A 25,454-nucleotide genomic window follows, 5' to 3' on the forward strand; every position below is an offset into this window, starting at 1 on the left:
GCGTATGAGTGCAGATAAGCGAGCATGCGGATACACCCCGGACAGTCCCTACGTGGAGCTGGCCGTGGAGGTGTTCTCGATGCTCGCCGATGCCACCCGGGTGCGCGTCGTGATGGCCCTCGGCGAGCACGGCGAACTGTCCGTGAACCACCTCGCCGACATCGTCGACAAGTCGCCCGCGGCGGTCTCGCAGCACCTCGCGAAGCTGCGGCTCGCGCGCATCGTGTCGACCCGGCAGGAGGGCCAGCGGGTCTTCTACCGCCTGGAGAACGAGCATGCGTCGCGCCTCGTCGCCGACGCGATCTTCCAGGCCGAGCACTCGCTCGGCGGCATCCCCCGCCACCACCACGCCGATCAGGACCCCCGATGAGCAAGCACGCGCACGCGCACCACACGCACGACGAGCACACGCACGACGAGCACAAGCACGACGACCACGACCACGACCACGACCACGACCACGACGGTCATTCGCACGACGATCGCGGTCGCTCCCACGGCCATTCCCACGGCCATGGCCACTCCCACGGTCATGGCCACTCCCACTCCCACGGCGAGCACGGGCACGAGCACCCGACGGGTTTCAAGGGCTTCCTCTACGGCCTGTTCGTGCCGCACTCCCACGACGCCGCCGACGCGATCGACGACGCCATGGAGGCATCGAGCGCCGGCGTCCGGGCCCTCAAGATCAGCATGGTCATCCTGCTCGTCACGACGTTCCTGCAGGCCGCGGTCTTCTTCGTCAGCGGATCCGTCGCACTGCTCGCCGACACCGTGCACAACTTCTCCGACGCGCTCACGGCGATCCCGCTGTGGGTGGCGTTCGTGCTCGGCCGCCGCGCGGCCACCCGGCGCTACACGTACGGCTACGGCCGGGCGGAGGACCTCGCCGGGCTGTTCATCGTCTTCGTCGTGCTGCTGTCCGCGATCGTCGCGGCGTGGCAGTCGGTCGAGCGGCTCCTGAACCCGCAGCCGCTGCAGAACGTCGGCTGGGTGATCGCGGCCGGCGTCATCGGCTTCGCGGGCAACGAGCTGGTCGCGATCTACCGGATCCGCGTCGGCCGCCGGATCGGATCCGCCGCGCTGGTCGCCGATGGCGTGCACGCCCGCACCGACGGGTTCACGTCACTCGCGGTCGTTCTCGGCGGGCTCGGCGTGCTCGCCGGGTTCCCCCTCGCCGATCCGATCGTCGGCGTACTCATCTCGATCGCGATCTTCGTCCTGCTCATCGGCACGGTGCGCAGCATCGGCCGCCGCCTGCTCGACGGCATCGAGCCCGAGCTCATCGATCGGGTGGAGCACGCACTCGCGCACGTCGACGGGATCGCCGAGGTCGAGCGGGTCCGGCTGCGCTGGGTCGGGCACCGGCTCGAGGGCGACGCCGTCCTCACGGCCACCGGCGATGCGACCGCCGTCGGCGCCCGGGCCGAGGCCAGCGTCCGCGATCATCTGCCCAACGTCGACGAGTTCCTCGTCAGCGTCCGCGCGATCCCGCACGCCTGACCGCCCCCGGCGGTGTCTCGAGCGGGGGTAGCCTGTGCACGTGTCCACGCCGCCCCGCGCCCCCGCCGAGGCACCGAGCACACTCGGCGGCCGGCTGGACGATGCGATCCGCGAGCTCACGCCGGGGTACTTCGCGGTGGTCATGGCCACGGGGATCCTGTCGATCGCCATGCGCACGGACGGGTGGGAGATCGGGTCGGCGGTGCTGCTCGCGATTGCGGCGGTCGCCTTCGTGGTGCTCTGCGCGCTGAACACGGTGCGGCTGGTGCGGCATCGCAGCACCGTGGCGGCCGACTTCGCCGACCCGGCGCGGGGTTTCGGATTCTTCACCTTCGTCGCCGCCACGTGCGTGCTGGGCACCCGGATCAGCACCGACGGAATGCAGACGGCGGCCCTCGTGCTGCTCGCGATCGGATTCCTCGCGTGGATCGCCCTCGGATACACCGTGCCTTGGACGGCGGTGCTCGGCCGGCGCGTGGTCCCGGCGCTGAGTGCGGCGAACGGCACCTGGTTCGTCTGGGCGGTGGCGAGCCAGTCCATCGCGGTGCTCGCGGCGGGGCTTGAACCATCGACCCCGGTCGCGGTCCGGCCGACGATGGCGCTGCTCGCCGTGTTCTCCTGGTCGGTCGGCACGTTCCTCTACGGCGCGGTGGGCGTCTTCGTCGGTGTGCGGATGCTGGCCCATCCGGTCCGTCCCGCGGACCTCACCCCGCCGTTCTGGGTGGCCATGGGAGCGACGGCGATCACGGTCGTCGCCGGGGCGCGCATCGTGGAGATGGCGGATGCGCCCATGGTCGATGCGACCCGCGGGCTCATCGCGGGGGCAGCCGTGTTCTTCTGGGCGTTCGGCACCTGGCTCATCCCGCCGCTGGTCGTGGCCGGCGTGTGGCGGCACGTGCGCCACCGCGTCCCGCTGCGCTACGAGCCGTCGCTGTGGAGCATCGTGTTCCCGCTCGGGATGTACAGCGTCGGATCCCAGCTGCTCGGCGACGTCGACCGGCTCCCGCTCGTGCACGCGATCGGATTCTGGGAGAGCTGGATCGCGCTGGCCGCGTGGACGCTGACCTTCCTCGCGATGCTGCGCGCGATCTGGCGCACGGTGCGCGGGCCGGCCCGGCGAAGCGGCGCACGACCGGGGCCCGCGGTCAGGTGAACATGACGCGGCGGGGTGCGGGGTCGGGATAGGAGCGGCCGAGCGGGCTGGTCCATTCCACGGTGCCGTCGGGGCGTTGCCTGGCCTGCCACCGGACGATCTCGTCGAGGTCCGGGTGCTTCAGCGCGTGGTGCGCCCGGCAGAAGCAGGCGAGATTGTCGATGCTGGTGGGGCCACCGCGGGCGTGATCGTGGTTGTGGTCGATGTCGCAGCGGGTCGCGGGGGTGTGGCAGCCGGGGAACCGGCAGCGCTGGTCGCGGGCGCGGAGGTGACGCTTCATCGCCTCGGTCGGCGTGTACCGGTCGGTGCGGGTGATCATGCCGTCACCGTCGAGGAACAGCCGGTTCCAGCCGGACGCCCGGCCGGCGAGGTCTCGGGCGAGGTCGGGGTGGAGCGGGCCGTGCCCGTCGAGTTCGGCGAGCCGGTCGTCGTCGCCGGCGAGGGTGGTTCCGCGGACGGTGACCTGGAGGGTGGCGGTGATGCGGTCGAGCCCGGTGCCGAGCGCCTCGGACGGGTCGGAGGCGAGCAGCAGGTCGATGAAAGCGTCGGCCTCGATCTGCCGGCGGGTGCGGCCGTCTCCTGCGACGAACTCGGGCCGGGCGTCGGGTCCGACCCTCGTCGCGAGGCAGGTGTCTGCGGCGGGGTCGTGCAGGTCGTGCTCCGGGTCGAGAGCGTAGGTAGTGCCGGAGGCGATCCGTTCGAAAGCGTCGAGGCGCGGGTCATCCGGGGCCAGGTCCGCGGCGTCGACCTCCGGGGGGAAGAGCTGGCCGTCGGCGGTCGGGTCGCTGAACGCGATCCCGACAGCGGCCTCGGTCTGCGAGCGCGTGCCGGTGGCGATCGCGCCGGCGAGCCGGGTCAGGCGGTCCTTGATCGCGACGGCGTAGATCTCGGGCAGCACGGCGGTCAGCAGCGCCATCCCGTCCTCCATCGGGCGCACCGTGATGCTCCGCTCCGCGGTCGCGCGTGCGTGCCGTTCCCTCAGCGTCTCTCCGGCGAGGGTCGCCGCGATCTGCCGGGCGTGCACCCGGGTGCGGGCGGGGGAGTCCTGCTCCGCGACGACCAGGGCCGCGTTCTCGTACAGCGCGAGCGCGTCCGCGGGAAGCCGCTCGTTGCGCACCGCGTCGCGCACGGGCTCCGCCGCGGCGACCAGGGCGCGCACATGCTGCACGGTGATGGCGCCCGCCCGCAGGGCGTCATGGATGGCCGGGAAGTGCGCCGCGACGGCCTCCGCATCCGCGAACGCCGCCTCCACCGTTCCGCGGCCCACCCGCCCCGCGGCGGCGTACTCCGCCGCCATCGATCGACGGGCCGCGTCGCGATGCTGCGGGAACTCCGCAGCATCCGCATCGAACACCGCCGCCCGCGCGGCGAGCAGCTCCGTCGCGCGGGCCTCCAGCCGAGCGATCTCCCGCCGCACCTCGACCCACTCGTCCAGCAGCGCGCCGCGATCGGCAACGGGTGGAAGTGGGAGCCTTGACATGCCCCCAGTCTAGAACATATCTTCGAAGAAAGGAAGGGGTGTCGTGAACCTTCTCGCGAACCGGAGAGGCCCATCCTCTCGCGATCCCCCGGCATCCGGCGGCGGCTGACCCCTTTGCCGGCCCGGACGTCGCTGACAGGATGGCGGCATGCGCGCGATCGTCATCGAATCAGCCCGGGGCCGCACCGCGGTCGGATCCGTCCCGGAACCGGTCGCTCCCGCCGACGGCGTCGTCGTGCGGGTGATGGCGACCGGGTTGTGCCGCAGCGACTGGCACGCGTGGGCCGGTCACGACAGCGACGTGGTGTTCCCGCACGTGCCAGGCCACGAGCTCGCCGGGATCGTCGTCGAGACGGGTCCCGACGTCCGGGACTGGAAGCCCGGGGATCGCGTCACGGTGCCGTTCGTGTGCGGCTGCGGCCGCTGCGAGTGGTGCCGGTCGGGGAACGCGCAGGTCTGCCCCGACCAGCAGCAGCCGGGGTTCACCCACGCCGGCTCGTTCGCCGAGTACGTGGCGCTGCATGCGGCCGATGCGAACCTCGTCGCGATCCCCGACGGCGTGGAATTCGCCACCGCCGCGAGCCTCGGCTGCCGATTCGCCACCGCCTATCGCGCCCTGGCCGCGCGCGCCCGCGTGCAGGAGGGAGAGTGGGTCACCGTCATCGGCGCCGGCGGCGTCGGACTCAGCGCGGTGATGATCGCCCGTGCGATCGGGGCGCGCACGATCGCCGTCGATCGCAACCCCGAGGCCCTGGCCGTCGCCGAGGAGATCGGCGCCGAGCACACCCTGCTCGCCGGGGACGGCATCGACATCCCGACGGCGGTCTCCGCGCTGACCGGCGGCGGCAGCCACGTCTCCGTCGACGCGGTCGGCAGCGAGCAGACCAGCGCCGACGGCGTGCTGAGTCTGCGCCGCCGCGGCCGGCATGTGCAGATCGGCCTGCTCCCCGCCGTCGAGGGCCGACCGCGGGTGCCGATGGACCGGGTCATCGCCTGGGAGCTGGACGTGCTCGGCAGCCATGGCATGTCCGCGCGCGACTATCCGCCCCTGATGGCCTTCGTCGAGCAGGGCGCGCTCCAGCCGCAGCTTCTGATCCAGCGCACGATCGGCCTGGCCGAGGCTGCGGAACTGCTGCCCCGCTTCGACACCGCCACGGTCGCCGGCATGACGATGATCGATCCGGCGCGCTGATCGGCACGGCGGACCCCGGCCTCAGACCTCCGACGGGTCCGGCTCGAAGTACAGGTGCGCGTGCAGCGCGCAGCCGGGGTTGAACGGGGCCGCGCAGTGCGGGCAGGCCTTCACGGCGACGTACTCCGCGATCGTCAGCTCGGTCCCGCACACGCCGCAGAGCACCGCCTTGGTGTCCCGCGCGTCGTACGGCCACTGCCGCGCGACGTGTCCGGCAGCCTCCTCGTGGCAGAGATGGCACGGGTAGTACTCGCCGCAGCAGGCGAAGCGGATCGCGATGACGTCGAGGCTCGTGCGGTAGTGCACGCAGCGGGTCTGCTCGTCGACGGTGGGCCCGCGGACGACGGGGCGCTCAGGCACCGCGGACCGGGTGGAAGACGCGCATCGGCCGCACCGTCACGTCGCGCCACACGTCGCCGGTGACGTACGGCTCCGCGTCGTACCAGGCGCGGAACGCGGCCTCGTCGGCGAAGGAGACATGCATCGAGGATCCGATCATGCGCCCCTGATCGTCGAGGATCGCGCCGCCGCTGAGAAGCTCCCCGCGATCCGCCAGCACCTGCGCTCCCGCGAGGTGCGCGTCGCGCACTGCGAGCCGCCGCGGGAGCGCCTCGGCATCGGATCCGTCCATCGCGATGACGAGGTATTCGAGACGTTCCATGCTCATGGAGACAGCCTACGGCGCGCACGATCGCGCACACCGGCGGCGTGATCACGAGTGCGGGCATCGTGCTCGCCGCCGTGTTCGCGGCCCTCGGCGTCCTCCCCCTGGTCACGCTCGGTCAGCTCGGCCTCATCGTGGGCGTCGGCGTCATCGTCGACACGCTCGTCGTGCGCACCGTGATCGTCCCTGCGGTCTTCGGCCTGGTGGGCGACCGGATCTGGTGGCCGGGGACGCCGCGGCGGGCGGATCGGACAGCGGCGAGCGCACCGCCCGCCCTCGTCGACGCGGAGACGCGGGACTGACGCCTCGGCGGTATCCCGGACCCGCATCCGGGGTACCGCCGCGCCCGGTCGTTCAGGCCTTCGGGAGTGCTCCGCCATACTTGGTATGCCATATGGCGTCATCTGAGCGGGAAGACGCGTTCAGTATCCGCATCTTGGATTATGTTTTTCATATCTCGATAAGCCAACGTCGGCGAACGGCCCGTCCTGCGGGCAGCAGAAGGGATCCACATGAGTGGCGATGGAGCCTCCCTGGCGGTTGACGCGTTCCGCGTGACCATGGACCATACCCGCGACGCCTCCGGGCTGAGCGAGCTCGTCAAGGACGGACGTCTGAACCCGGACGACATCATCGCGGTCACCGGCAAGACCGGCGGCTTCGACGACACCTACAACTCCAGCCGCGTCGACGCCGATCAGGCGGTCCGCCGGTTCCTGCTCGATCACGGCACCCGCCCCGCGGACGTCGTCGAGGAGATCCCGATGGCGTTCAGCGCCGGCGTCGGCACGATCATGACGCCGCACCTCGTGGTGTTCACGCGCACCGAGTCGGAGCCCGCCGCCGACGGCCTGCCCCGGCTCGCGTTCGGCAGCGCGAGCTCCGAGACGATCCTGCCCGAGTGGATCGGCTCGACCCGGCACGTCGAGGCCAACGCGCAGGCCGTGCGCGACGCCGCCGCGGACGGCGCGATGGATCCGTCCGACGTCGAGTTCGTGATCGGCAAGTCGTACTACCCGGCGCTCGACGAGATCGACGCCGCGCGCACCGCCGGTGCGTCGATCCCCGAGATGACGCCGCAGGAGATCTTCTACTTCTCCAGCGGCAGCGCGGCGAACGGGGTCCGCGTGGCCGTCGACGGCGCACCCATGCCCCGGGCCGAGGAGATCGGCACGAACCCGGCCCTCTGGTCCGACAAGGTCGCCGTGTCGTCGAACGCCTGGGAGGGCGTCGGCGGGGAGAGCCCGAGTTCGCACCTGCTCGCCCTGGGCAACCGCCAGGGCGCGGGCGGGCGTCTGCGCATCGGACGCGCCGTGTTCGAGGATCTGCTCGACATCGGCGCCGTCACCCGCGCCGTGCGCAACGCAGGGCTCGAGGTGGGCGACGGACCGCTCCCGCCTGAGATCTCGTCGCGGATCGTCGCGTCGTACATCAAGTACGGCGAGCCGGTCGACGGGCTCTTCCGCGGCCGCCGTCTCGTCACCGAGGACCCGTCCTACGTGAAGAACCTGAAGACGGTCGTTGCGAGCGCCTTCTCCGCCATGCTGCAGGACAACATGATCTGGATCTCCGCCGGCGGCAAGCAGCAGGGCCCTCCCGGCGGCGGCACACTGGCGATCGTCCTCGACGTGAGCTGAGCCGGAGGGATCCGATACCGAATCCCCCCTCCCCGCGTCAACCCCGTCGCGCTCGCCGCCCCGGCGTGCGATCGTGACCGTTCCAGACACGGGAGGAGGCTCTCGCATGAGCGCCAAGGATCACGCCAAGCACGCCGCCGACAAGGCGCGCGGCAAGATCAAGGAAGGCCTCGGCAAGGCCACGAACGACGAGAAGCTCGAGAACGAGGGGCGGCTGGATCAGGCGAAGGCCGATCTGGGGAAGGCCGCCGAGCATGTCAAGGACGCCTTCAAGGAGTGACCTGGACGTCAAGAGGGGCGGCGGGTCGCACACCCGCCGCCCCTCTTCTGCGTTCTCTGTCACCGACGCCCCGACGATGCCGTCGGGAATCCGCGCGTCAGGGCGCCCGGCGACCGGACATCGACCGGATCAGCCAGGAGATGACCGCGAGGACCAGCAGGATCAGGCCCACCCAGAGCAGGAAGTTCAGGGACTGCACGAACCCGCCCGTGATGGCCAGGAGGATGGCGATCACCGCGATGACGATGAAGAGGATGTTCATGACGGACTCCTTCCACGGACCGCAGCTGCGGTCTCGGGACAGACATTAGGAAGCAGAACGCCGTTGGACCAGGGGGTTGACGGCGACGCCCTCCTGATGGCATGCCGACGCGGTCATGGCCTCGGCGCCGACCCCTCCCCGTCGCGCGGATGCGCATGCTGCACGGTCTCCAGGACGTCCGCCACCGTGGCGTATCGGCACCGCGTCGAGACGGGACGCAGCCAGACGACCTCGACCTGATCCTCGGTCACGCGACTGACGCAGGCGACGGTGCGCCGCGCATCGTGGGGGCCGAAGTCCTCGTCCAGGATCAGCCACTCGTGCTCCGTGAGCCGGCGCATCTCGAATCGGGCCCTCATCAGCATCGACATGCTTCTCCCATCGCTTGTCGCCACGATGCCCCCGGTGGCCGGTGCAGTCACGCCCCTTGACAGGCAGCTCCGAGCGAGCTATCGCACGCGATCCGACACGCCTAAGCCGTTCCGGGAGCGACGTCAAGCCCCTCCTCCGGAACGCACCGCGGGCCTAGCCTGCCCTCATGAGCCGCACGATGACCGATCCGCGGACGAAGTACCCGCCGCTCCGCGACCCGCCGGATCCGAGCAACGACCAGCTGGGGCTGCTCGGCGAGACCGCGCTGCGACCGGACCATGGGGAGCACAGCTATCAAGGGTCCGGACGGCTGCCGGGTCGGCACGCGCTGATCACGGGCGGCGACTCGGGGATCGGACGCGCAGTGGCCATCGCCTACGCACGCGAGGGCGCCGATGTGGCGCTCAGTTATCTGCCGGAGGATCAGCAGGACGCGGAGGAGACCGCGCGCTGGGTGCGGGATGCGGGCGTGCAGGCCGTCCTGCTGCCCGGCGACCTCACCGAGGAGCAGCTCTGCGAGGACGTCGTGGCCGACGCGGCCGAGAGCCTCGGCGGCCTCGACCTCGTCGTCCTGAACGCGGGCTGTCGGCGCGACAGGGGTGAGGCGGAGCAGATCCCGACCGAGGAGTTCGACAGGGTGCTGTACACGAACCTGTATGCGTTGTTCTGGGTCGCCAAGGCGGCGCTGCCGCACCTGCCGCCGGGCTCGTCGATCATCGTCACGACGTCGATCCAGGGATACGACCCCTCCCCCGGGCTGTTCGACCACGTCCTGACCAGGGCGGGACTGATCGCGTTCGTGCAGATGCTCGCGGAGGAGCAGGGACCGCACGGCATCCGCGTCAACGGAGTCGCACCGGGCCCGATCTGGACGCCGCCGATCCCGGCCGCGGGGTGGCCGGAGAAGCTTCCGAGGTTCGGCGAGGACACGCCCCTCGGGCGCGCCGGCCAGCCGGCCGAGCTCGCCGGCGCCTACGTGTTCCTCGCCTCGGAGGACGCTTCGTACGTGTCGGGCGGGATCCTGCCCGTCACCGGCGGACAGCACCTCTGACGACGAAGGAGACGGCACCTCTGACGGCGAAGGCGAGGGCGATGGCGGGCCGACCGGCGGGCGGAGCGCGACTAGTCGACGGCTTCGCGCTGGGTGCGGATGAACGTGCGGTCGCCGTCGCTGAGCCGTGCCAGCGGGTCGACGCCCGTGCCGACGATCTGTTCGATCTCGGCGCGCACGTCATCCGGCACGTGACCGTCGGGGTCCTCCTCGAGCTTGCTCTTGGAGGGTGCCGAGAGGTGCGGCCACCACAGGTGGACCTCGGGCAGCAGGTGGATCTCGGGAAGAGACATGATTCCTTCTTTCTGGCCGTCGTGCCGGTTCAGGGCGGCGGGATCGGCGGCTCGACGGCGTCGGTGCCCTCGACGCCGTGCGAGAACCGCGCACCCGGAGGCCCGAGACGTGTCATCATGGCTCCGCAAGGGCGTGGGTCCCGCCGCTCGCACTCAGGACGTGCTCGCGCTTGAGTGCGATGCCGCCGGACGTGTTGGCGGAGTTGGCGAGGTCGTTGATCAGCTCGGGATCGAGTTCCGGCGGCTCCGGCTCGTCGAAGACGAAGCGCAGCGGGATCGCCGGGTTCAGCCAGATCGTGGTCCGGCCGGTCGGCTCGTCCTGCCCGTGCTGGAAGGAGAGCGTGAAGCTCTCGTTCCTGCGGAGCTTGGTGGCGATGACGACCTTGAGGTGTGCGAGCACGCGGTCGTCGATGTGGATCGGCGACTCGGCGCCGCCGTAGTACACGATTCCCATCTCGGTCTCCTGTTCCGACCTGCCTGTGGCCAGACTCTCGCACGGAATGCGGGAGGATCCTCCCGGGGCGACGGTCCGCGAGGGCCGCCGATCCCGGGCATGATGATGTCGAGGGGGACGTTACTCGGGGAACGATGAAGGAGGCTGTGAAGAGATGGGAAGGTTCACCTACGAGGGGCAAACCCACGCCGACCTCGACGATCGCGCACTCGCTCACCTGCAGATGGTGATCTCGAACAAGCTGCGCCGTGGCGAGCCCTTCTATTTCACGTGGAAGGACGACCCGAGCGTCGGCCACGGCCGGACGGCGGTCTGGGTGCATCCCGCCTGCAACATGGTCTTCAGCTACCACGGCAGTCGACGTCCGCCGCTGAACCGGCTCTGGATCGACGCACTCAGCCAGCTCGCGAACACACCCGCCGGTCTCCGGCTGGTGCCCGAGCCGACGACCACGGTCGAGATGCAGATCGACGGCGACGGCGTCGGACAGTAACCCCGGCGGCGGGAGCCCGCAGCAGTCCCTGCGGTCGCGGAACCGGATCGGCCGGATCGGAGCCGCGCCCGGCCGGAACGGAGACAATGGAAGACTCTGGATCCCCGGAGTCTCCGTTGCCCGCCGCCCTCCGAGGCTGCCCCGCTCCGAAGGATGCCCATGCCCGAGATCGTCCGATTCCACTCGCGCGACCGTGCGACGGTGGAGAGCACGTGGTCGCAGTTCGCGCCGTCCGCGCGACTGCACCGGGTGGATCCCGACCTCCGCTTCGACTGGCGCTCCGCCGCCCTCGACCGGGTGTCGATCGTCGAGTACCGCCTGACCGCCGCCGTCCGCTCGTCCATCCGGCCCGAGGGGCAGCTGTTCGCGTGCGCCGTGGGCTTCCTCCACGGCTCCCTCCGCAGCGGCCGCCAGGAGCTCGACGCCGGCCGGCCGTGGATCAGCGACGGCCGCGAGGTCGTGGCCGACCGAGAGGGCGCCGCGAATGTGAAAGCCCTCGTGTTCGACCCGGGCTGGGCGCAGGAGACCGCGCGGCGGATCACCGGCGACGATCGCCTGCGGCTGCAGGTCACCGACTCGGCGCCGAGCGACCTGGCGGCGGCCGCGCACTGGTCTCGGGCCGTCACCCATCTGGGTGCGGAGGCCGCCGCGACGGGAGGGAACCCGCTCATCGAGGCCGAGCTGGCTCGGCACGCCCTGATGACGACGCTCGCCGTGTTCCCCACCACGGTGCACGGTCGCGATGACCGCACGCCGCAGACCTCGGCCGCACCCGTCACGGTGCGTCGGGCGATCGCGTTCATGGAGGAGCACGCCCACGAGCCGATCACGATCGACGACGTCGCCCACGCGGTGCACATCTCGACCCGCGGCCTGCAGTACGCGTTCCGGCGCGCGCTCGGGATCACGCCCAGGCAGCATCTGGCGAGGGTTCGGCTGGACGGGGCGCACCGCGATCTGCTGCGCGCGGATCCGGGCGAGACCGTCGCCGGCATCGCTCGGCGCTGGGGGTTCTCGCATCCGTCGCGGTTCACCGCCGAGTACCGTCGGGTCCACGGCTGCCCGCCCGGACAGGCGCTGCGCAGCCGGTGACGGCCGCCGGCTGTGACAGTTCCCGCACAATCGGTTCGGCTGGTGTCCTCGCGCCGCCCGTCACGCGTCCCCGCCATTCACGCGCGACGTACGGTCATCGGGAGCAGAGGACGGACACGGATGGGACTCATCTACTACGGCGCGGGATCCGATCCGATCCGCATCGAGGATCGCACGCTGGCGCACCTGAAGGTCGTGATCGCGACCAAGCTGCGGCGGAACGAGAGCTTCACCCTGTCCTGGCGGCACGAGGAGGGACAGGAGCGCGGGCGGGAGACGCTGTGGCTGCATCCGTCGATCCCGCTGCGGTTCGTGTTCGACGAGCCGGAACCGCCGGAGCTCAGCGGCGAATGGCTGCGCGCCCTCGCCGGCTCCGCGAACAGCACCGGCGGGATCCAGCTGCTGCCCGAGCACATGAGTGCGCGGGACGCGGAGGACGCGGCCGAGGGTGACGAGGAACCTTCCCTCGTGCTGTGACAGGCCCCCGACGTCGACCCTATGAGTCCCCTAAAGACCGTGACCTAAACGTTGCATTCGTTACCCGGCCGTTATACAGTGATCGCACGGTGAAAGTTTTGCTGTGGCTTTCACCGCATGTGATTGCAGGACACTCTTGGTGCAAGGGACAAAGGCCGGTCGGGAGCCTCTCCGACCGGCCTTTACTGTGTGTTGCGGCCGTCGGCGCCCGGATGGATAGTCTGGTGCGATGAGCGATCGGAAGCTGGCCCTGGCGGCCTGGGAGAGCCTCTTCCGCGCACAGCACGAGATCTTCACGGAGATGTCCGAGGACTTCGACAGCACCGCACTATCCACCGCCGAGTACGACGTGCTGCTCACCGTGACGCGCTTCGAGAGCCGCACCGCGCGCCTGCGCGACGTCACCGCGAACATGCTCATCAGCCAGCCGAGCGTGTCCCGGCTCGTCGACCGCATGGTCGCGCGCGGGCTGCTCGAGAAGTGCCAGGATCCCGAGGACGGACGCGGATCCCTGGTCCACGCCACGGAGGCGGGCACACGGGCGTTCCGGCAGATCGCGACCGTGCACGGCCGCTCGATCGCCGTGCGGATGTCGCGCCTGAGCGACGACGAGCTGCGACAGCTGACCGCACTCACGGAGAAGCTGCGCAAGAGCAGCTGACACCGAGCCTCTTCGGATATATATCCGAAGAGGCGGTCATCCCCATTCGATCCGCACATCAGCGAACCTCGCGGTTGTTCTCACCAAATTAGAACAAATCATCGAATCTATCGACCATTCGGGGTAGACTGCTGCCATGGCCGAACATCTCACACCACTGCACGAGGCGATCGCGCGCCTCGACGAGGTGTGGGAGGGTGCGACGGGTGCGACCGCCCTCTCCCGGGCACAGCTGATCGCCGCGAACGACGCGATCGGCCTGCTCCGCCGCCGCGTCGAAGCGCTGCACGCCGAGGTGGCGGCCGGCATCGCGAGCGAATCCCGCCCCGAACTGGGCGCCGACTCGCTCGCCAAGCAGCAGGGCTTTCGCACTCCGGCGCAGCTCATCGCGACGACGACGGGAGGATCCGTCGGGGACGCCACGCGTCTCGTCGCAGTGGGTACCGCGACGGCGTCGCGGACGAATCTCCTCGGCGAGCCCCGTCCGCCGAAGTATCCCGCCGTCCAGCGCGCACTGACCATCGGCGACCTGAGCGCTCCGGTCGCCGCCACCCTGCTCGCGCTTCTCGAGCGCATGGCGCTGAAGATCGACCCCGACCGCATCCTGGAGGTCGAGGAGCTGCTGGTCGCCCAGTCGGCCGGGCTCTCCCTCGACGAGGTGCGCCGGCTCGTGACGCGCGCCGAGGCCTGGCTGGATCCGGACGGGACGGCGCCGCGGGAGGAGCAGCTGCGCGCCCGGCGTTCGCTGTCGATCTACGAGCGCGACGGGATGATCCACCTCGACGGCGCCTTCGACGCAGCCACCGGAGCCCCGATCGTCGCGGCCGTGAACGGCTACGTGACGGCGATGTTCGCCGCCCGGAAGAATGCGCTCGCCCCCGATGCAGCAGATGCCGACCATCGCACCGTCGCGACGCTTCGTGCCGATGCTCTCAGCGCTCTCTGCGCGCACGCTCTCGGTTGCGACACTGAGGCACCGGCGCTGGCCGGCGCGACCGTGGTCGTGCGCGTCGACCTCAAGGACCTCACCGAGGGCACCGGGTATGCGAGCGTCGACGGATCCGACCTCCCGATCAGCGTCAGCAGTGCACGGCGACTGGCCGCGAGCGGCGGGACCATTCCCTGTGTGCTCGGCACCGACCGGGAGATCCTCGACTGGGGGCGCGAGCAGCGCTTCTTCACCAGAGCCCAACGCCTGGCGCTGGTCGAACGCGACGGCGGCTGCGCGATGTGCGGACTTCCCCCGAGCATGACCCGAGCGCATCACATCCGATGGTGGAAACGCGATGCCGGCCCGACGGATCTGGCCAACGGAATCCTGCTCTGCGAGAGCTGCCACCATCGGATCCACGACAACGACTGGGAGATCCGCATCGAAGGCCGTGGCAGGCACAGCCGGGTGTGGTTCATCCCACCGCCCGGGGTCGATCCCGACCGCACACCGCGACTCGGCGGCAGAGCCCGCTACGACCTCGCGGCCTGAGACCTCAGGGCGTGCGGCGCCGGAGCGTCAGCGGGGCGAGGATCAGGAACGCCACCGCGAACGCGGCGATGAAGAGCACCGGGCGCCACAGGTCCCAGCCGCTCGTGCCGGAGGTGACCGCCTGGAGCGCGTCGATCGCGTGGCTCAGCGGCAGCCAGTCCGAGATCGACCGCAGCACGTCCGGCATCGTGTCGCGCGGCATGAACAGGCCGCCGAGGATGATCTGCGGGAAAACCAGCACCGGCATGAACTGCACCGCCTGGAACTCGGTCTGCGCGAACGCGCTCGCGAGCAGTCCGAGCGAGGTGCCCAGCAGAGCGTCCACGACCGCGACGAGGCCGAGCTGCCAGAGCGGTCCGTCGACCTTCAGGCCGCACACGTACACGGCGAACGCCACCGTGATCACCGCCTGCAGCACCGCCATCAGACCGAACGCCAAGGCATAGCCGAGCACGAAGTCGGCCTTGCCGAGCGGCGTCGTCATCAGCCGCTCCAGCGTGCCCGAGCGGCGCTCGCGAAGCGTCGTGATCGACGTCACCAGGAACATCACGATGAACGGGAACAGGGCCAGGATCGCGCCGCCGAACTTGTTGAAGACGCCGGTGGAGTCGGTGAACAGCCACGCGAACAGGCCGACCAGCAGGCTCGGCGCGACGACCATCAGCGCGATCGAGCGCGGATCGTGCCTCAGCTGGGCGAGCACCCGGCCCGTGGTCGCGAACAGCCGCCGCGGGTTCATGACGCCGCCTCCGCCCGGAGAGCACGACGGGTATGGGCATGAGCCGACTCGTCGCGCGCGATGATCTCCAGGAACGCCTGCTCCGGATCCGTCTTCCCCGTGTTCGCGAGGAGCTCGGCGGGGGTCGTGTCGGCGACGATCCGCCCGTCCCGCATGAGCAGCAGACGGTCGCAGCGCAGCGCCTCGTCCATCACGTGGCTGGAGACGAGCATGGTCGTTCCGCCCTCCGCGATCCGCCGGAACAGGTCCCAGAGCTCCACGCGCAGGACCGGATCCAGGCCGACCGTCGGCTCATCGAGCACGACGAGCTCGGGGGCGCCGAGCAGCGCGACCCCGAGAGAGACCCGGTTCACCTCGCCGCCGCTGAGATCGGCGACGATCTCCCCGGCGTGCGGGGTCAGCCCCACCTGCTCGATGACGCGGTCCGCCTCGGCGCGGCCGACGCCGAGCACCGACGCGAAGTAGCGCAGGTTCTGCCGCACGGTGAGGTCGGCGTAGACCGCTGCCCCCTGCGTGCTGTACGAGACCCGGTGCCGGAGGGCGGCGGATCCGGCCGGCTCGCCCAGCACGGACACCTGCCCCGCACGCACCTTCTGCACGCCGACGATCGCGCGCATGAGCGTCGTCTTGCCGCACCCGGACGGGCCGAGCAGACCCGTCACCTCACCGCGCGGGATGGTCAGCGCCAGGCCGTCGAACACGTCGTGCCGCCCGCGCCGCACCCGCAGCCCCTCGATCGCGACCGCGTTATTCATCATGTGATGAATTATGGATCCACGGGGTGCGGCGGTCAAGAGAAGCCCCGTCCCCCGTTCGGAAAACGGAGAGCGGATGACGTCAGGACGGCGTGTCGAGGGTGGCGGAGGGACGCCACGCCGAGGGGCTCTCCGTTTTCCAGCGGTGTCGGGCGCGCCGGGGCGCAGCGACCGGCAGCACCGCCGGCTCACTCGAACAGGTACCGCTGCAGCGTCGGGCCGACCCGGGCCACCAGCTCGTCGATCGGGGCGTCGGCGATCGGCGGCAGCCGCACCACGTACCGAGTCATCAGCAGGCCCGCCATCTGCGAGGCGGCGAGGGTGGCGCGCAGCGCCGCATCGGGCGTGCCGAGCGTGCCGGCGATGCGGCCGATCAGCTCCCGGGAGAGGAACCCGATGAGCGGCTGCGACATGACCTTCGACCCGACGGCGACCCGGATCACGGTGACGCCGCGGCGGCGCACCTCGGGCCGTTCGAACGCCTCGAGCACGTACCGCACCAGGCGTTCGCCGACCTGATCGCGCGGACCCTGCAGGATCGCCGGCACGTCGATGTCCGGGCGCAGCGGGATCCCGATGACCTCGGCGAACAGATCAGCCTTCGCGCCGAAGTAGTGGTGCACGAGCGCGGAGTCGACCCCCGCCCGCGACGCGATCGCCCGGATCGTCGCACCGTCGTAGCCGTGCTCGCCGAACTCGTGCTCGGCCGCGGCGACGATGAGGTCCCGGGATCCGGACTCCCCCTTCGGGCGCCCGCGGCGGCGTGCGGTGGTCATGGCCTCAGCATTCGATGACGTTGACGGCGAGACCGCCCTCGCTCGTCTCCTTGTACTTCGTCGACATGTCCAGGCCCGTCTGCCGCATGGTCTCGACGACCGCGTCGAGGGAGACGTAGTGCTGGCCGTCGCCGCGCAGCGCGAGCCGGGCGGCGGTCACCGCGGTCGACGCGGCGATCGCGTTGCGCTCGATGCACGGGATCTGCACGAGTCCGCCGATCGGGTCGCAGGTGAGGCCGAGGTGGTGCTCCATCGCGATCTCCGCGGCGTTCTCGATCTGCCGGTTCGTGCCGCCCATGACCGCGGTGAGGCCGCCGGCTGCCATCGCGCACGCGGATCCGACCTCGGCCTGACAGCCGCCCTCGGCGCCCGAGATCGACGCGTTCGCCTTGAACAGGGATCCGAGCGCGGTCGCGGTGAGCAGGAACCGGCGGATGCCGCGGCGACGGTTCGCCTCGGCAAGCTCTTCGGGGTCTTCGAGCGCGCCGACCGCGACGAGCGAGGCCTCCGCCCCGAATCCCAGCAGCGCGCTGCCGACGAGCTCGCCGTACGGGGTGACCGCGTTGCCGGCGCCAAGACCGGAGTCGGCGAGGAAGCGCCACCAGTACATCGCGACGGCCGGGAGGATCCCGGCGGCGCCGTTCGTGGGCGCGGTGACGACGCGGCCGCCCGCGGCGTTCTCCTCGTTCACGGCGAGTGCGAAGGCGCCGAGCCACTCGCCGGGGACGGCGGGGTGTCCTTCCGCCTCGACCTCGTCGAGCTGGGCGCGGATCGCGCCGGCGCGGCGCTTGACCTTGAGGATGCCGGGCAGGGTGCCCTCGGCGTTCAGACCCGCTTCGACGCAGGCGGACATCGCGTTCCAGATCGCGTCGAGCCCGGCGGCGACCTCCTCCTCGCTGCGCAGCGCGGTCTCGTTGCGGCGGGCGAGCTCGGCGATCGTGAGGCCGTTCTCGTCGCACAGCTCGAGCATCGAGGCGGCGTCCCGGTAGGCGAAGGGGAACGAGGCGGCCCCGCCCTTCGACGAGCTCAGGGACCGGTCGTTCTCCTCGCCGTCGCGGCGGATGAAGCCGCCGCCGATCGAGTAGTAGGTCTCCTGTGCGAGGTGGATCCCGTCGGCGTCGAGGGCGCGCAGGGTCATCGCGTTGGGGTGGCCGGGCAGGCGGGTGCGCGGCTCGAAGGTGATGTCGTCCTTGACGAAGACGATGTCGTGCTCGCCGTTCAGCGGGAGCGAGGATCCGTCGGTCCAGTCCGACCAGGCACGGCGCACGTCGTCCGGGTCGCAGGACTCGGGCGCGAGGCCGCGCAGGCCCGCGACCACCGCGTCCGGCGTGCCGTGGCCGAGGCCGGTGGCGCCGAGGGATCCGTACAGCGAGCAGGTGACCCGGGCGACCCGGTCGAGCAGGCCCGCGGCGGCGATCCGGGCCGCGAAGTCGTGCCCGGCGCGCATCGGACCGACGGTATGGGAGCTCGAGGGCCCCACGCCGATGGAGAAGAGGTCGAAGGCCGAGACGTACGCTGTCACTCGTCCAGCGTAGTCCGCGCGGAGGGGCTCCGGCTCGGCTCCGTGGAGGCGAGGGGCAGGGTCACCACGAACGTCGCACCGGCGCCGGATTCCGCGGCGATCGTGCCGCCGTGCGCCTCGACCACGGCGCGCGCGATCGCCAGGCCCAGCCCGGTGCCGCCGCCCTCGCCGCGGGAGCGCGAGGCGTCGCCGCGTGCGAACCGCTCGAAGACGGTCTCGCGCAGTCCGTCGGGCAGGCCGGGGCCGTCGTCCGCGACGACGAGGCGCGCGGATCCGGTGCCGTCCGCGGACGTCCCGTGTTCCACCTTCGCCCGCACGGTCGTGCCGGCGGGGGTGTGCAGCCGCGCGTTCGCGAGCAGGTTGTCGACGACGCGGCGGAGGTCGGCGGCGTCGCCGCGCACGAGGGCCGGATCCTCCCCGAGCTCCAGGATCCAGGCGTGGTCGGGCCCGGCGAGGCGCGCGGCGCCGACCGCCTCGGCGACGAGGAGCTGCAGATCGACGTCCTCCTGCGCCAGCTCGGGCAGCGCGTCGAGCCGGGCGAGCAGGAGCAGCTGGTCGATGAGGGCGGCCATGCGCACGCCCTCGTGGTCGATGCGGACGGCGTTGCCGCGGATCTCCGCCGCCTCGGCGTCCGGCCGGCCGGAGAGCTGCGCGTAGGCCCGGATCGTGGCGAGCGGGGTGCGCAGCTCGTGGCTGGCGTCGGCGACGAACCGCCGCACCGTCGACTCGCTCTCCTCGCGCAGCGCGAGCGCCCGCTCGACGTGGTCGAGGAGGTCGTTGAGGGCCGTGCCGACCTGCCCGACCTCGGCGGTGGACGCGATGTCGCGCGGATCCACCCGCTCGGCGAGCGTGACCTCGCCGCGATCCAGCGGCACGGAGGTCACCGCCGCGGCGGTGCTCGCGACCCGGCGCAGGGGTCGCAGCGCCCGCCCCATGGCCAGCGCCGCGGCGACGATCGCGAGCAGTACGCTGCCGACGCCGACCAGGACGACCACGAGCTCGAGCTGGTCGATGATCCCCCGCACGGAGTCCATCGGGAGCCCGGTGACCACGACCGCGGGACCACCTGCGCCGGCGGGACCGATCACCCCGGAGCGCGCCGCGATCCGGTACCTCCCGAGGGATCCGCCGAGATCGACCGTGACGGGCGCGGCATCGGCGGGGACAGCGGCGAGTGCACCCTGCTGCTCCGCGGTGAGGTCGTGGCGGGTTCCGGTCGCGTCCACCCAGCCGCCGACGAGGAACGTCTCTCCCTGGAAGATGCCGGTGACGGTGCCCGGCCGCTGGCCCGGCGCGCCGACGACGGCGTCGCGGTTCGGCGGGGTGGACCCGATCACGGGGCTGGGCGCGGTCAGGATGGGCTGACGCCCGAAGGCGGTGAGCTCGACGGCGTGCCGCGCGGCGACCGTGAGCTGGCGGTCGAGCTGATCGACGAGGTAGCCGTTCAGGGAGACCAGGGCGACGGCGCCGATGACGATGCTCACCGCCGCGGCCAGGGCCGAGGCGATGAGCACGACGTGCAGGCGCAGACTCCGGGCGTGCCTCATCCACCGCCCCCGCGGGCCGCGTCGGCCAGGTCGTCGGCGGGCGCCGAGGCGGTGTCGCGATCGGGGTCGTCGACGCGCAGCGCGTAGCCGACGAGACGGATCGTCTCGAGCCGGAGGGATCCGCTCGCAGCGAGCTTGCGGCGCAGGCTCGACACGTACACCTCGACGAGGTTCGACTCGGTGCCGTAGTCGTAGCCCCAGACGGCCTCGAGGATCTGCGGGCGGCGCAGCACTCGCCCGGCGTTGTTGGCGAGCAGGAGCAGCAGCTCGAACTCGGTCGGCGTGAGATCGAGCTGCGCGCCGCCCAGCGCGGCCGTGCCGGCCGCCTTGTCCAGGACGACGTCGCCGACGCGGAGCACGGCCTCCGCGGGCTGCGCGATCGCCGCCGCGGTGCGGGCGAGCACCCGGACCCTGGCCTGCAGCTCGGCCACCGCGAACGGCTTGGTGAGGTAGTCGTCGCCGCCCGCGTGCAGGCCGGCGATCCGATCGTCGTGGCCGTCGAGGGCGGTGAGGAAGAGGACCCGGATCTCAGGCCGGATCGCCCGGATCCGGTCGAGGGTCTCGAGGCCGTCGATGTCGGGCATCATGATGTCGAGCACGACGACGTCGGGCTGGAACTCGCGGACGGCGATGAGCGCGTTGCGGCCGCGATGCTCGACCCGGACCTCCCAGCCGTCGGTGCGGAGGGATCCGCCCACCGCCTCGGCGAGCGCCTGCTCGTCGTCGACCACGAGCGCGCGGGCGGGGGTGCCGTCCGCACGGACGAGCGGGGGCAGGCCGAGCGGCCCCACGGCCGGTGCGGCCTGTTGCGCTGCCTGCGACGCGTCGTCCGTCATGATGGACCCCCTCGGAGTCAATTCTGCGCCGTCAGGTCGTACAGAGTCACGCCGTCCACGGTCCGCGCCGTGAAGTGCGCGGTGACCCACTGCGTGATCTGCGAGGAGACGTCGCTGCCGCCGTTGGCCCGGCCGATGCGTCCTCCGCCGATGAAGTAGTGGATCCTCCCTGCCGCGACGTCGGCCTGGAACTGCGCGAGCGTCGGCGACGGGTCGCTGCCGTTGAAGCCGCCGATCGGCATCACCGCACCGCCCGTGCCGAGCTGGTAGCCGGCGGCGGTCTGGGATCCGATCGACGCGGCGACCCAGGTGTAGTGCGATGCGTTCGCCTGCAGCAACGCCTTCAGCTGCGCGCTCACGGTGGAGGCGTTGAGCAGACCGCCCGCGCCGCCGCGCCCGCCGAACCGGTTGGGCCGGGTGCCGTTCTGGGTTCCGGTTCCGCCCTGGGTTCCGGTCCCGCCCTGCGCACCGGTGCCGCCGTTCCCGCGCCCGCCGAAGCCGCCGCCCGGTCCGGGGAACCCGCCGGCGCCGCCCTGAGCCGCGCCCGGGAACCCGCCCGCCGCGCCGGGGGCTCCGCCCGGGAATCCGCCGCGGAACCCGCCGAATCCGGCCCCCGCGACCGCCGGCCCGGCCGACACGATGGATCCGGAGTGCGCCGTGCCGATCGTCTGCAGCGTGTACGCGGCAGGGCCCAGCAGCGCCCCGACCAGCAGCGTCGACACGGCCGAGGCGGTGACGATCCGCGAGCGCGGCGGGAGCAGCACGAGCACGGCGCCGGCGAGCAGCGCGACGAGCACGACGATCTTGAGCCAGGGCAGCCAGGTCGCGGAGCGGTCCAGGAGCACCCAGGCCCACACGGCCGTGGCGACCGCGGTCGCGGCCAGCACGATCCGCACCCAGAGCCGGTCGCGGTGGCCGAACAGCACCGCGCCGCCGGTTCCGACCAGACCCGCCACCGGTGCGGCGAGGGCGACCGTGTAGTACGGGTGGAAGATTCCCGCCATGAAGCTGAAGGCGATCATCGAAACGAGCAGCCAGCCCGCGAACGCAACGATCAGGATCCGCCGGGGATCCCGCCGCGGGGCGCGACCGATGAGCACCAGCGCCGCCGTCGCCAGGATCAGCGCGGCCGGGATGAGCCACGAGATCTGACCGCCGACGTCGCTCTGGAACATCCGGAGCAGTCCGGTCACGCCCCACGCGCCGCCACCGCCGCCGGCCCGCCCGCCGCCGGTCACGCTGCCGGTCTCCTGACCGGTGATGCGGCCGAGGCCGTTGTAGCCGAAGGTCAGCTCGAGGAAGTTGTTCGACTGGGATCCGCCGATGAACGGGCGGGCCGAGGCCGGCACGAGCTCGACGATCGCGACCCACCAGCCCGCCGAGACGACGACGGCGCCGAGCGCGGCGAAGAGGTGCCCGATCCGCTTCGGGATCGTGGTGCGGGCGAACGCGAAGTACAGCCCGGCGAGCGCGGGCAGCACGAGGAACGCCTGCAGCTGCTTGGTGAGGAACCCGAACCCGACGGCGACCCCGGCGAGCAGCAGCCAGCGCAGCTGCTCCTTGTCGATGGCCCGCACGGTGAGCGCGACCGAGGCGGTGAGCAGCAGCAGCAGGAGCGCGTCCGGGTTGTTGAACCGGAACATCAGCGCCGCGACCGGGGTGAGCGCGAACGCCGCCGTCGTGACGAGGGCCGCGGCGGCGCCGAAGCGGCGGCGCACGGTGAACAGCAGGATCGCCGCGGTCGCGACGCCCATCAGCGCCTCCGGCACGAGGATGCTCCACGAGTTCAGCCCGAAGATCCGGGCGGAGAGCTCCATCGCCCACAGGCTCGCCGGGGGCTTGTCGACCGTGATCGAGTTGCCGGCGTCGCTGGAGCCGTAGAAGAAGGCGACCCAGTTCTGCGTGCCGGCCTGGACCGCGGCGGAGTAGAACGCGTTCGCCCAGCCGCTCGCGGCGAGGTTCCACACGTAGAGCACCCCGGTCAGCAGCAGCACGCCGGCGGAGGCGGGAGCCTCCCAGCGGGCGCGGGCCCTCGTCTCGACCGTGTCGTGGGATCCGGTCGTGGGGCCTCCGGAGGCCGGATCGCCGATGGGCGGGTGGGTCGGGAGAGCCGTTCCGACAGCCAGTGACGCGTTCATGAGCGGTTCGCCTCCTGAGCGAGGGTGGTGAGGTGATGCCGGGTGGAGAGCGGTTCCGGGTGGTCGGCGGGAGCACGGTCGCGGAACACCCACACCCGCAGCAGGACGAAGCGCAGCAGGGTCGCCACGAGGTTGGCGACCGTCAGCACGCCGACCTCGACGAAGGCTCCCGGATGCGGATCCGTGGCGTGCAGCAGCACGAGGGATCCCGACGTCAGCAGCCACGCCATCCCGAAGACGACGAGACCCTGCAGGTGGTGCGCGGCGGCGCCGCTCCGGCCGCGGATGCCGAACGTGAACCGGCGGTTCGCGGCGGTGTTCGCGATCGCGGTGACCAGCAGCGCGAGGAAGTTCGCCGCCTGCGCGGGCATCGCGAGCTGGAACAGCAGGTACGCGAGCGCATAGGCGACCGTGGACAGCACGCCGATCACGCCGAACCGCACGAGCTGGGCGAACAGCGGGACGGTCGGCTGCGCATACGGGTGCCGGCCGATCTCGCGGTAGATGTCGTCCACGGGGATCCGGCCGCGGACCAGATCTGCGCCGACGCGCACCATGCCCCTGAGGTCCGCGATCGCGGTCGGGACGATGTCGACCGAGCTGTGCGGGTCGTCGATCCAGTCGACCGGGACCTCGTGGATCCGCAGTCCGGAGCGCTCGGCGAGGAGCAGCAGCTCGGTGTCGAAGAACCAGGCGTCGTCCTCGACGTACGGCAGCAGCCGGTGCGCCGCCTCCGCGCGGATGGCCTTGAATCCGCACTGCGCGTCGCTGAAGCGGACGCCGAACGCGCCCCGCAGCAGCAGGTTGTACGAGCGCGAGACGAACTCGCGCTTACCGCCGCGCACGATCCGCGAGGCGCGGGAGAGCCGGGATCCGATCGCGAGGTCGGAGTGCCCGGACAGCAGCGGCGCGACGAGCGGCCGCAGCGCCCGCAGATCCGTGGAGAGGTCCTCGTCGACGTACACGAGCACCCGGGCCGGGGAGGCGGACCAGACCGCCCGCAGCGCCCGGCCGCGCCCCTTCTCCGGCAGGTGAACGGCGACGACGCCCTCGAAGCGGGCCGCGAGCTCGTCGGCGATCCGCGCCGTGTCGTCGGTGCTGGCGTTGTCGGCGATCGTGATCCGCCAGCTCGCGAACCCGTCGCCGCCGAGGTGCTCGTGCAGCAGCGCGATGCTCTGCTCGAGCGTGTCCTGCTCGTTGTGCACGGGGACGACGACATCGAGGTCGAGGTCGAGCGGCGGCTGATCGGTCATGGATCCATGGTCGGGATCGCTCCGGCGGAGCCGCTGTGTCCGGCCTATGGGTGGGGTAAGGACGTCCGGTGCAGAGATCGAGCCTCTGCACCGGAGTCCTCGGGGACGGGGCTCCGCCTCAGACCGGGATCGGGTCGACCACCGCACCGCCCTGGACGACCCGCCGTCGGGCATCCGGCTCCCACAGCGCGGCGGGATCCTCGAGCGGATCCCCGTCGAGGACGACGACGTCGCCGTACGCTCCCCGGCCCAGATGCCCGAGCGCGGAATCGCCGAGGATCTCCGCGTTTCCGGCGGTCATCGAGTGCAGGGCCTCCTCCGCGCCGATCGCCTCGACCTGCAGCCGGACGCCGCGCAGCTGATCGTCCTCCATGTCGCCCATGAGATCGGTGCCGAAGCCGAGCCGCACGCCGGCGGCGAGCGCGAGCGCCGCGGCGTCCTTGCCCCGATCCAGCACCTCCGCGTTCTTTGCGAGGGAGATCTCGTTGAGGCCGAGCTCGGCGCCGCGCCGGCCCATGGCGTCGTACGTCGCCAGGGTCGGGACGAGGAACACGCCCCGCCGCGCCATCTCCTCCGCCGCCGCGGACTCGATCAGGTTGCCGTGCTCGATGCACCGCACGCCGTTCTCTATCGAGTGCAGCACGGATTCCGACGAGTACGAGTGCGCGGTCACGTAGCTGCCCCGACGGGCGGCCTCGTCGCACACGGCCCGCAGTTCCTCTGCGGAGTACTGCGGCACCCGCACCGGATCCGTCAAGGAGAAGACGCCCCCCGAGGTCATCACCTTGATCGCATGCGCGCCCGTGCGCAGACGGTCGCGCACCGCGACCCGCAGTGCATCCACCCCGTCGACGACGTCGCACATGTGACCGTGCCCGAAGCAGACGTCGACGTGCGCGGAGCGCGGATCGCCGTGCCCGCCGGTCTGACTCAGCGCCGGTCCGGTGAAGAGGTAGCGGGGGGAGGCGAACACGCCGTCGTCCACGGCGCGTCTCAGACCGATGTCTCCCCCGGCCACGTCGCGCACCGTCGTGAAGCCGCGCTGCTGCGCGGCGCCGAGGCGCCGCGCTCCCTTCAGCGCCGCGTAGCTCAGCGGCCCGCGCTCGTTCTCGAACTGATCGACCCCCAGCCCGTAGGCGTGGAAGTGGGCGTCGATGAGGCCGGGGACGACCCAGGCACCCGCGCCGTCCATCACGGGGACGCCGTCCGGGGCGCGCTCGGCGATCCTGCCGTCGACGATCACCAGATCGCGCCGCGCGAACCCCCTTCCGCGTCCTTGCCAGACCTGGGCGCCGACGATCACCAGCGAGCTGCTCCGCACCATCGCACTCTCCTCTCGAC

General features: G+C 71.5%; 28 protein-coding genes and 1 pseudogene. 13 read left to right on the top strand and 16 right to left on the bottom strand.

The annotated features are described in order from the left end of the window. The first annotated feature begins 4 nt into the window (after positions 1-4). The 3 genes from RBR11_RS16770 to RBR11_RS16780 are packed head-to-tail and all read left to right on the top strand — an operon-like array spanning position 5 to position 2,656. Positions 5-370: an ArsR/SmtB family transcription factor gene (locus RBR11_RS16770; protein WP_308490523.1), complete on the top strand. Its 366-nt coding sequence runs from the start codon at positions 5-7 to the stop codon at positions 368-370. Then, positions 367-1,503, top strand: a complete 1,137-nt coding sequence (locus RBR11_RS16775; protein ID WP_308490524.1) for a cation diffusion facilitator family transporter — start codon at positions 367-369, stop codon at positions 1,501-1,503. Before RBR11_RS16770 ends, RBR11_RS16775 begins: the two co-directional genes overlap by 4 nt. A 40-nt stretch (positions 1,504-1,543) precedes the next feature. Then, a complete protein-coding gene (locus RBR11_RS16780; protein ID WP_308490525.1) occupies positions 1,544-2,656 on the top strand; it encodes a tellurite resistance/C4-dicarboxylate transporter family protein in 1,113 nt (370 codons plus the stop codon). Here the strand turns inward: RBR11_RS16780 and RBR11_RS16785 are convergent. Continuing rightward, the gene (locus RBR11_RS16785) at positions 2,649-4,136 is read right to left on the bottom strand and encodes an HNH endonuclease signature motif containing protein (RefSeq protein WP_308490526.1); all 1,488 of its coding nucleotides are present in this window, start codon (positions 4,134-4,136) and stop codon (positions 2,649-2,651) included. The genes RBR11_RS16780 and RBR11_RS16785 overlap by 8 nt on opposite strands. Before the next feature lie 148 nt (positions 4,137-4,284). Here RBR11_RS16785 and RBR11_RS16790 point away from each other — a divergent pair, with 148 nt between their 5' ends. Then, a complete protein-coding gene (locus tag RBR11_RS16790; protein WP_308490527.1) occupies positions 4,285-5,328 on the top strand; it encodes a zinc-dependent alcohol dehydrogenase family protein in 1,044 nt (347 codons plus the stop codon). A 21-nt stretch (positions 5,329-5,349) separates the two neighbouring features. Here RBR11_RS16790 and RBR11_RS16795 read toward each other — a convergent pair whose 3' ends face one another. Together RBR11_RS16795 and RBR11_RS16800 are read right to left on the bottom strand one after the other, a co-directional pair. Further along, positions 5,350-5,688: a CHY zinc finger protein gene (locus RBR11_RS16795; protein ID WP_308490528.1), complete on the bottom strand. Its 339-nt coding sequence runs from the start codon at positions 5,686-5,688 to the stop codon at positions 5,350-5,352. Then, complete coding sequence (locus RBR11_RS16800; protein WP_308490529.1) at positions 5,681-5,995, bottom strand: YciI family protein; 315 nt, start codon at positions 5,993-5,995, stop codon at positions 5,681-5,683. The genes RBR11_RS16795 and RBR11_RS16800 overlap by 8 nt, the downstream gene beginning before the upstream one ends. 23 nt (positions 5,996-6,018) lie before the next feature. Between RBR11_RS16800 and RBR11_RS16805 the strand changes: the two are divergent. From RBR11_RS16805 to RBR11_RS16815, 3 genes and pseudogenes are all read left to right on the top strand, one after another. Continuing rightward, positions 6,019-6,294, top strand: a pseudogene (locus RBR11_RS16805) (MMPL family transporter); the annotation flags it as partial. Between the two features lie 210 nt (positions 6,295-6,504). Then, complete coding sequence (locus RBR11_RS16810) at positions 6,505-7,629, top strand: ring-opening amidohydrolase (protein ID WP_308490530.1); 1,125 nt, start codon at positions 6,505-6,507, stop codon at positions 7,627-7,629. 106 nt (positions 7,630-7,735) lie between these two features. Beyond that, the gene (locus RBR11_RS16815) at positions 7,736-7,909 is read left to right on the top strand and encodes a CsbD family protein (protein ID WP_308490531.1); all 174 of its coding nucleotides are present in this window, start codon (positions 7,736-7,738) and stop codon (positions 7,907-7,909) included. Between the two features lie 97 nt (positions 7,910-8,006). On the opposite strand, the gene RBR11_RS16820 is transcribed toward RBR11_RS16815, so the two are convergent. Beyond that, on the bottom strand, positions 8,007-8,171 hold the full coding sequence (locus tag RBR11_RS16820; RefSeq protein ID WP_308490532.1) for a hypothetical protein: 165 nt from the start codon (positions 8,169-8,171) through the stop codon (positions 8,007-8,009). A 113-nt stretch (positions 8,172-8,284) separates the two neighbouring features. Then, a complete protein-coding gene (locus RBR11_RS16825; protein ID WP_308490533.1) occupies positions 8,285-8,542 on the bottom strand; it encodes a hypothetical protein in 258 nt (85 codons plus the stop codon). A gap of 167 nt (positions 8,543-8,709) precedes the next feature. Here RBR11_RS16825 and RBR11_RS16830 point away from each other — a divergent pair, with 167 nt between their 5' ends. Further along, positions 8,710-9,594: an SDR family oxidoreductase gene (locus RBR11_RS16830; protein WP_308490534.1), complete on the top strand. Its 885-nt coding sequence runs from the start codon at positions 8,710-8,712 to the stop codon at positions 9,592-9,594. 71 nt (positions 9,595-9,665) lie between these two features. On the opposite strand, the gene RBR11_RS16835 is transcribed toward RBR11_RS16830, so the two are convergent. Together RBR11_RS16835 and RBR11_RS16840 are read right to left on the bottom strand one after the other, a co-directional pair. After that, positions 9,666-9,887, bottom strand: a complete 222-nt coding sequence (locus RBR11_RS16835; protein WP_308490535.1) for a hypothetical protein — start codon at positions 9,885-9,887, stop codon at positions 9,666-9,668. Between the two features lie 115 nt (positions 9,888-10,002). Then, complete coding sequence (locus tag RBR11_RS16840; RefSeq protein ID WP_308490536.1) at positions 10,003-10,341, bottom strand: DUF7882 family protein; 339 nt, start codon at positions 10,339-10,341, stop codon at positions 10,003-10,005. Positions 10,342-10,495: 154 nt separating this feature from the next. Between RBR11_RS16840 and RBR11_RS16845 the strand changes: the two genes are divergently transcribed. From RBR11_RS16845 to RBR11_RS16865, 5 genes are all read left to right on the top strand, one after another. Then, positions 10,496-10,834 (top strand): DUF7882 family protein, encoded by a 339-nt coding sequence (locus tag RBR11_RS16845; protein ID WP_308490537.1) that lies wholly within the window; start codon positions 10,496-10,498, stop codon positions 10,832-10,834. 159 nt (positions 10,835-10,993) lie between these two features. Continuing rightward, positions 10,994-11,926, top strand: coding sequence for a helix-turn-helix transcriptional regulator (locus RBR11_RS16850; RefSeq protein ID WP_308490538.1), 933 nt, complete (start codon positions 10,994-10,996; stop codon positions 11,924-11,926). Between the two features lie 120 nt (positions 11,927-12,046). Then, positions 12,047-12,403: a DUF7882 family protein gene (locus tag RBR11_RS16855; protein ID WP_308490539.1), complete on the top strand. Its 357-nt coding sequence runs from the start codon at positions 12,047-12,049 to the stop codon at positions 12,401-12,403. A 229-nt stretch (positions 12,404-12,632) separates the two neighbouring features. Then, positions 12,633-13,064 (top strand): MarR family winged helix-turn-helix transcriptional regulator, encoded by a 432-nt coding sequence (locus RBR11_RS16860; RefSeq protein ID WP_308490540.1) that lies wholly within the window; start codon positions 12,633-12,635, stop codon positions 13,062-13,064. 136 nt (positions 13,065-13,200) lie between these two features. After that, positions 13,201-14,547 carry a DUF222 domain-containing protein gene (locus tag RBR11_RS16865; protein WP_308490541.1) on the top strand — a complete coding sequence of 449 codons (1,347 nt, stop codon included), beginning with the start codon at positions 13,201-13,203 and terminating at the stop codon, positions 14,545-14,547. Positions 14,548-14,551: 4 nt separating this feature from the next. On the opposite strand, the gene RBR11_RS16870 is transcribed toward RBR11_RS16865, so the two are convergent. The 9 genes from RBR11_RS16870 to RBR11_RS16910 form a co-directional block, all read right to left on the bottom strand. Continuing rightward, positions 14,552-15,286 (bottom strand): ABC transporter permease, encoded by a 735-nt coding sequence (locus RBR11_RS16870; protein ID WP_308490542.1) that lies wholly within the window; start codon positions 15,284-15,286, stop codon positions 14,552-14,554. Then, on the bottom strand, positions 15,283-16,044 hold the full coding sequence (locus RBR11_RS16875) for an ABC transporter ATP-binding protein (RefSeq protein WP_308490543.1): 762 nt from the start codon (positions 16,042-16,044) through the stop codon (positions 15,283-15,285). The genes RBR11_RS16870 and RBR11_RS16875 overlap by 4 nt, the downstream gene beginning before the upstream one ends. Before the next feature lie 185 nt (positions 16,045-16,229). Continuing rightward, positions 16,230-16,817, bottom strand: a complete 588-nt coding sequence (locus tag RBR11_RS16880) for a TetR/AcrR family transcriptional regulator (RefSeq protein ID WP_308490544.1) — start codon at positions 16,815-16,817, stop codon at positions 16,230-16,232. A 4-nt stretch (positions 16,818-16,821) separates the two neighbouring features. Continuing rightward, positions 16,822-18,339, bottom strand: a complete 1,518-nt coding sequence (locus RBR11_RS16885) for an L-serine ammonia-lyase, iron-sulfur-dependent, subunit alpha (protein ID WP_308490545.1) — start codon at positions 18,337-18,339, stop codon at positions 16,822-16,824. Next, positions 18,336-19,886 carry a sensor histidine kinase gene (locus RBR11_RS16890; RefSeq protein WP_308490546.1) on the bottom strand — a complete coding sequence of 517 codons (1,551 nt, stop codon included), beginning with the start codon at positions 19,884-19,886 and terminating at the stop codon, positions 18,336-18,338. The genes RBR11_RS16885 and RBR11_RS16890 overlap by 4 nt, the downstream gene beginning before the upstream one ends. Then, positions 19,883-20,722: a response regulator transcription factor gene (locus RBR11_RS16895; protein ID WP_308490547.1), complete on the bottom strand. Its 840-nt coding sequence runs from the start codon at positions 20,720-20,722 to the stop codon at positions 19,883-19,885. Before RBR11_RS16895 ends, RBR11_RS16890 begins: the two co-directional genes overlap by 4 nt. A gap of 17 nt (positions 20,723-20,739) precedes the next feature. Next, a complete protein-coding gene (locus tag RBR11_RS16900) occupies positions 20,740-22,860 on the bottom strand; it encodes a glycosyltransferase family 39 protein (protein WP_308490548.1) in 2,121 nt (706 codons plus the stop codon). Continuing rightward, positions 22,857-24,113 carry a bifunctional glycosyltransferase family 2/GtrA family protein gene (locus tag RBR11_RS16905; RefSeq protein ID WP_308490549.1) on the bottom strand — a complete coding sequence of 419 codons (1,257 nt, stop codon included), beginning with the start codon at positions 24,111-24,113 and terminating at the stop codon, positions 22,857-22,859. Before RBR11_RS16905 ends, RBR11_RS16900 begins: the two co-directional genes overlap by 4 nt. Positions 24,114-24,231: 118 nt before the next feature. Then, a complete protein-coding gene (locus tag RBR11_RS16910; protein ID WP_308490550.1) occupies positions 24,232-25,437 on the bottom strand; it encodes a metal-dependent hydrolase family protein in 1,206 nt (401 codons plus the stop codon). Between the last annotated feature and the right edge of the window lie 17 nt (positions 25,438-25,454).

This window comes from Microbacterium capsulatum (genome assembly GCF_030865425.1).
GTDB classification, from domain to species: Bacteria; Actinomycetota; Actinomycetes; order Actinomycetales; family Microbacteriaceae; genus Microbacterium; species Microbacterium capsulatum.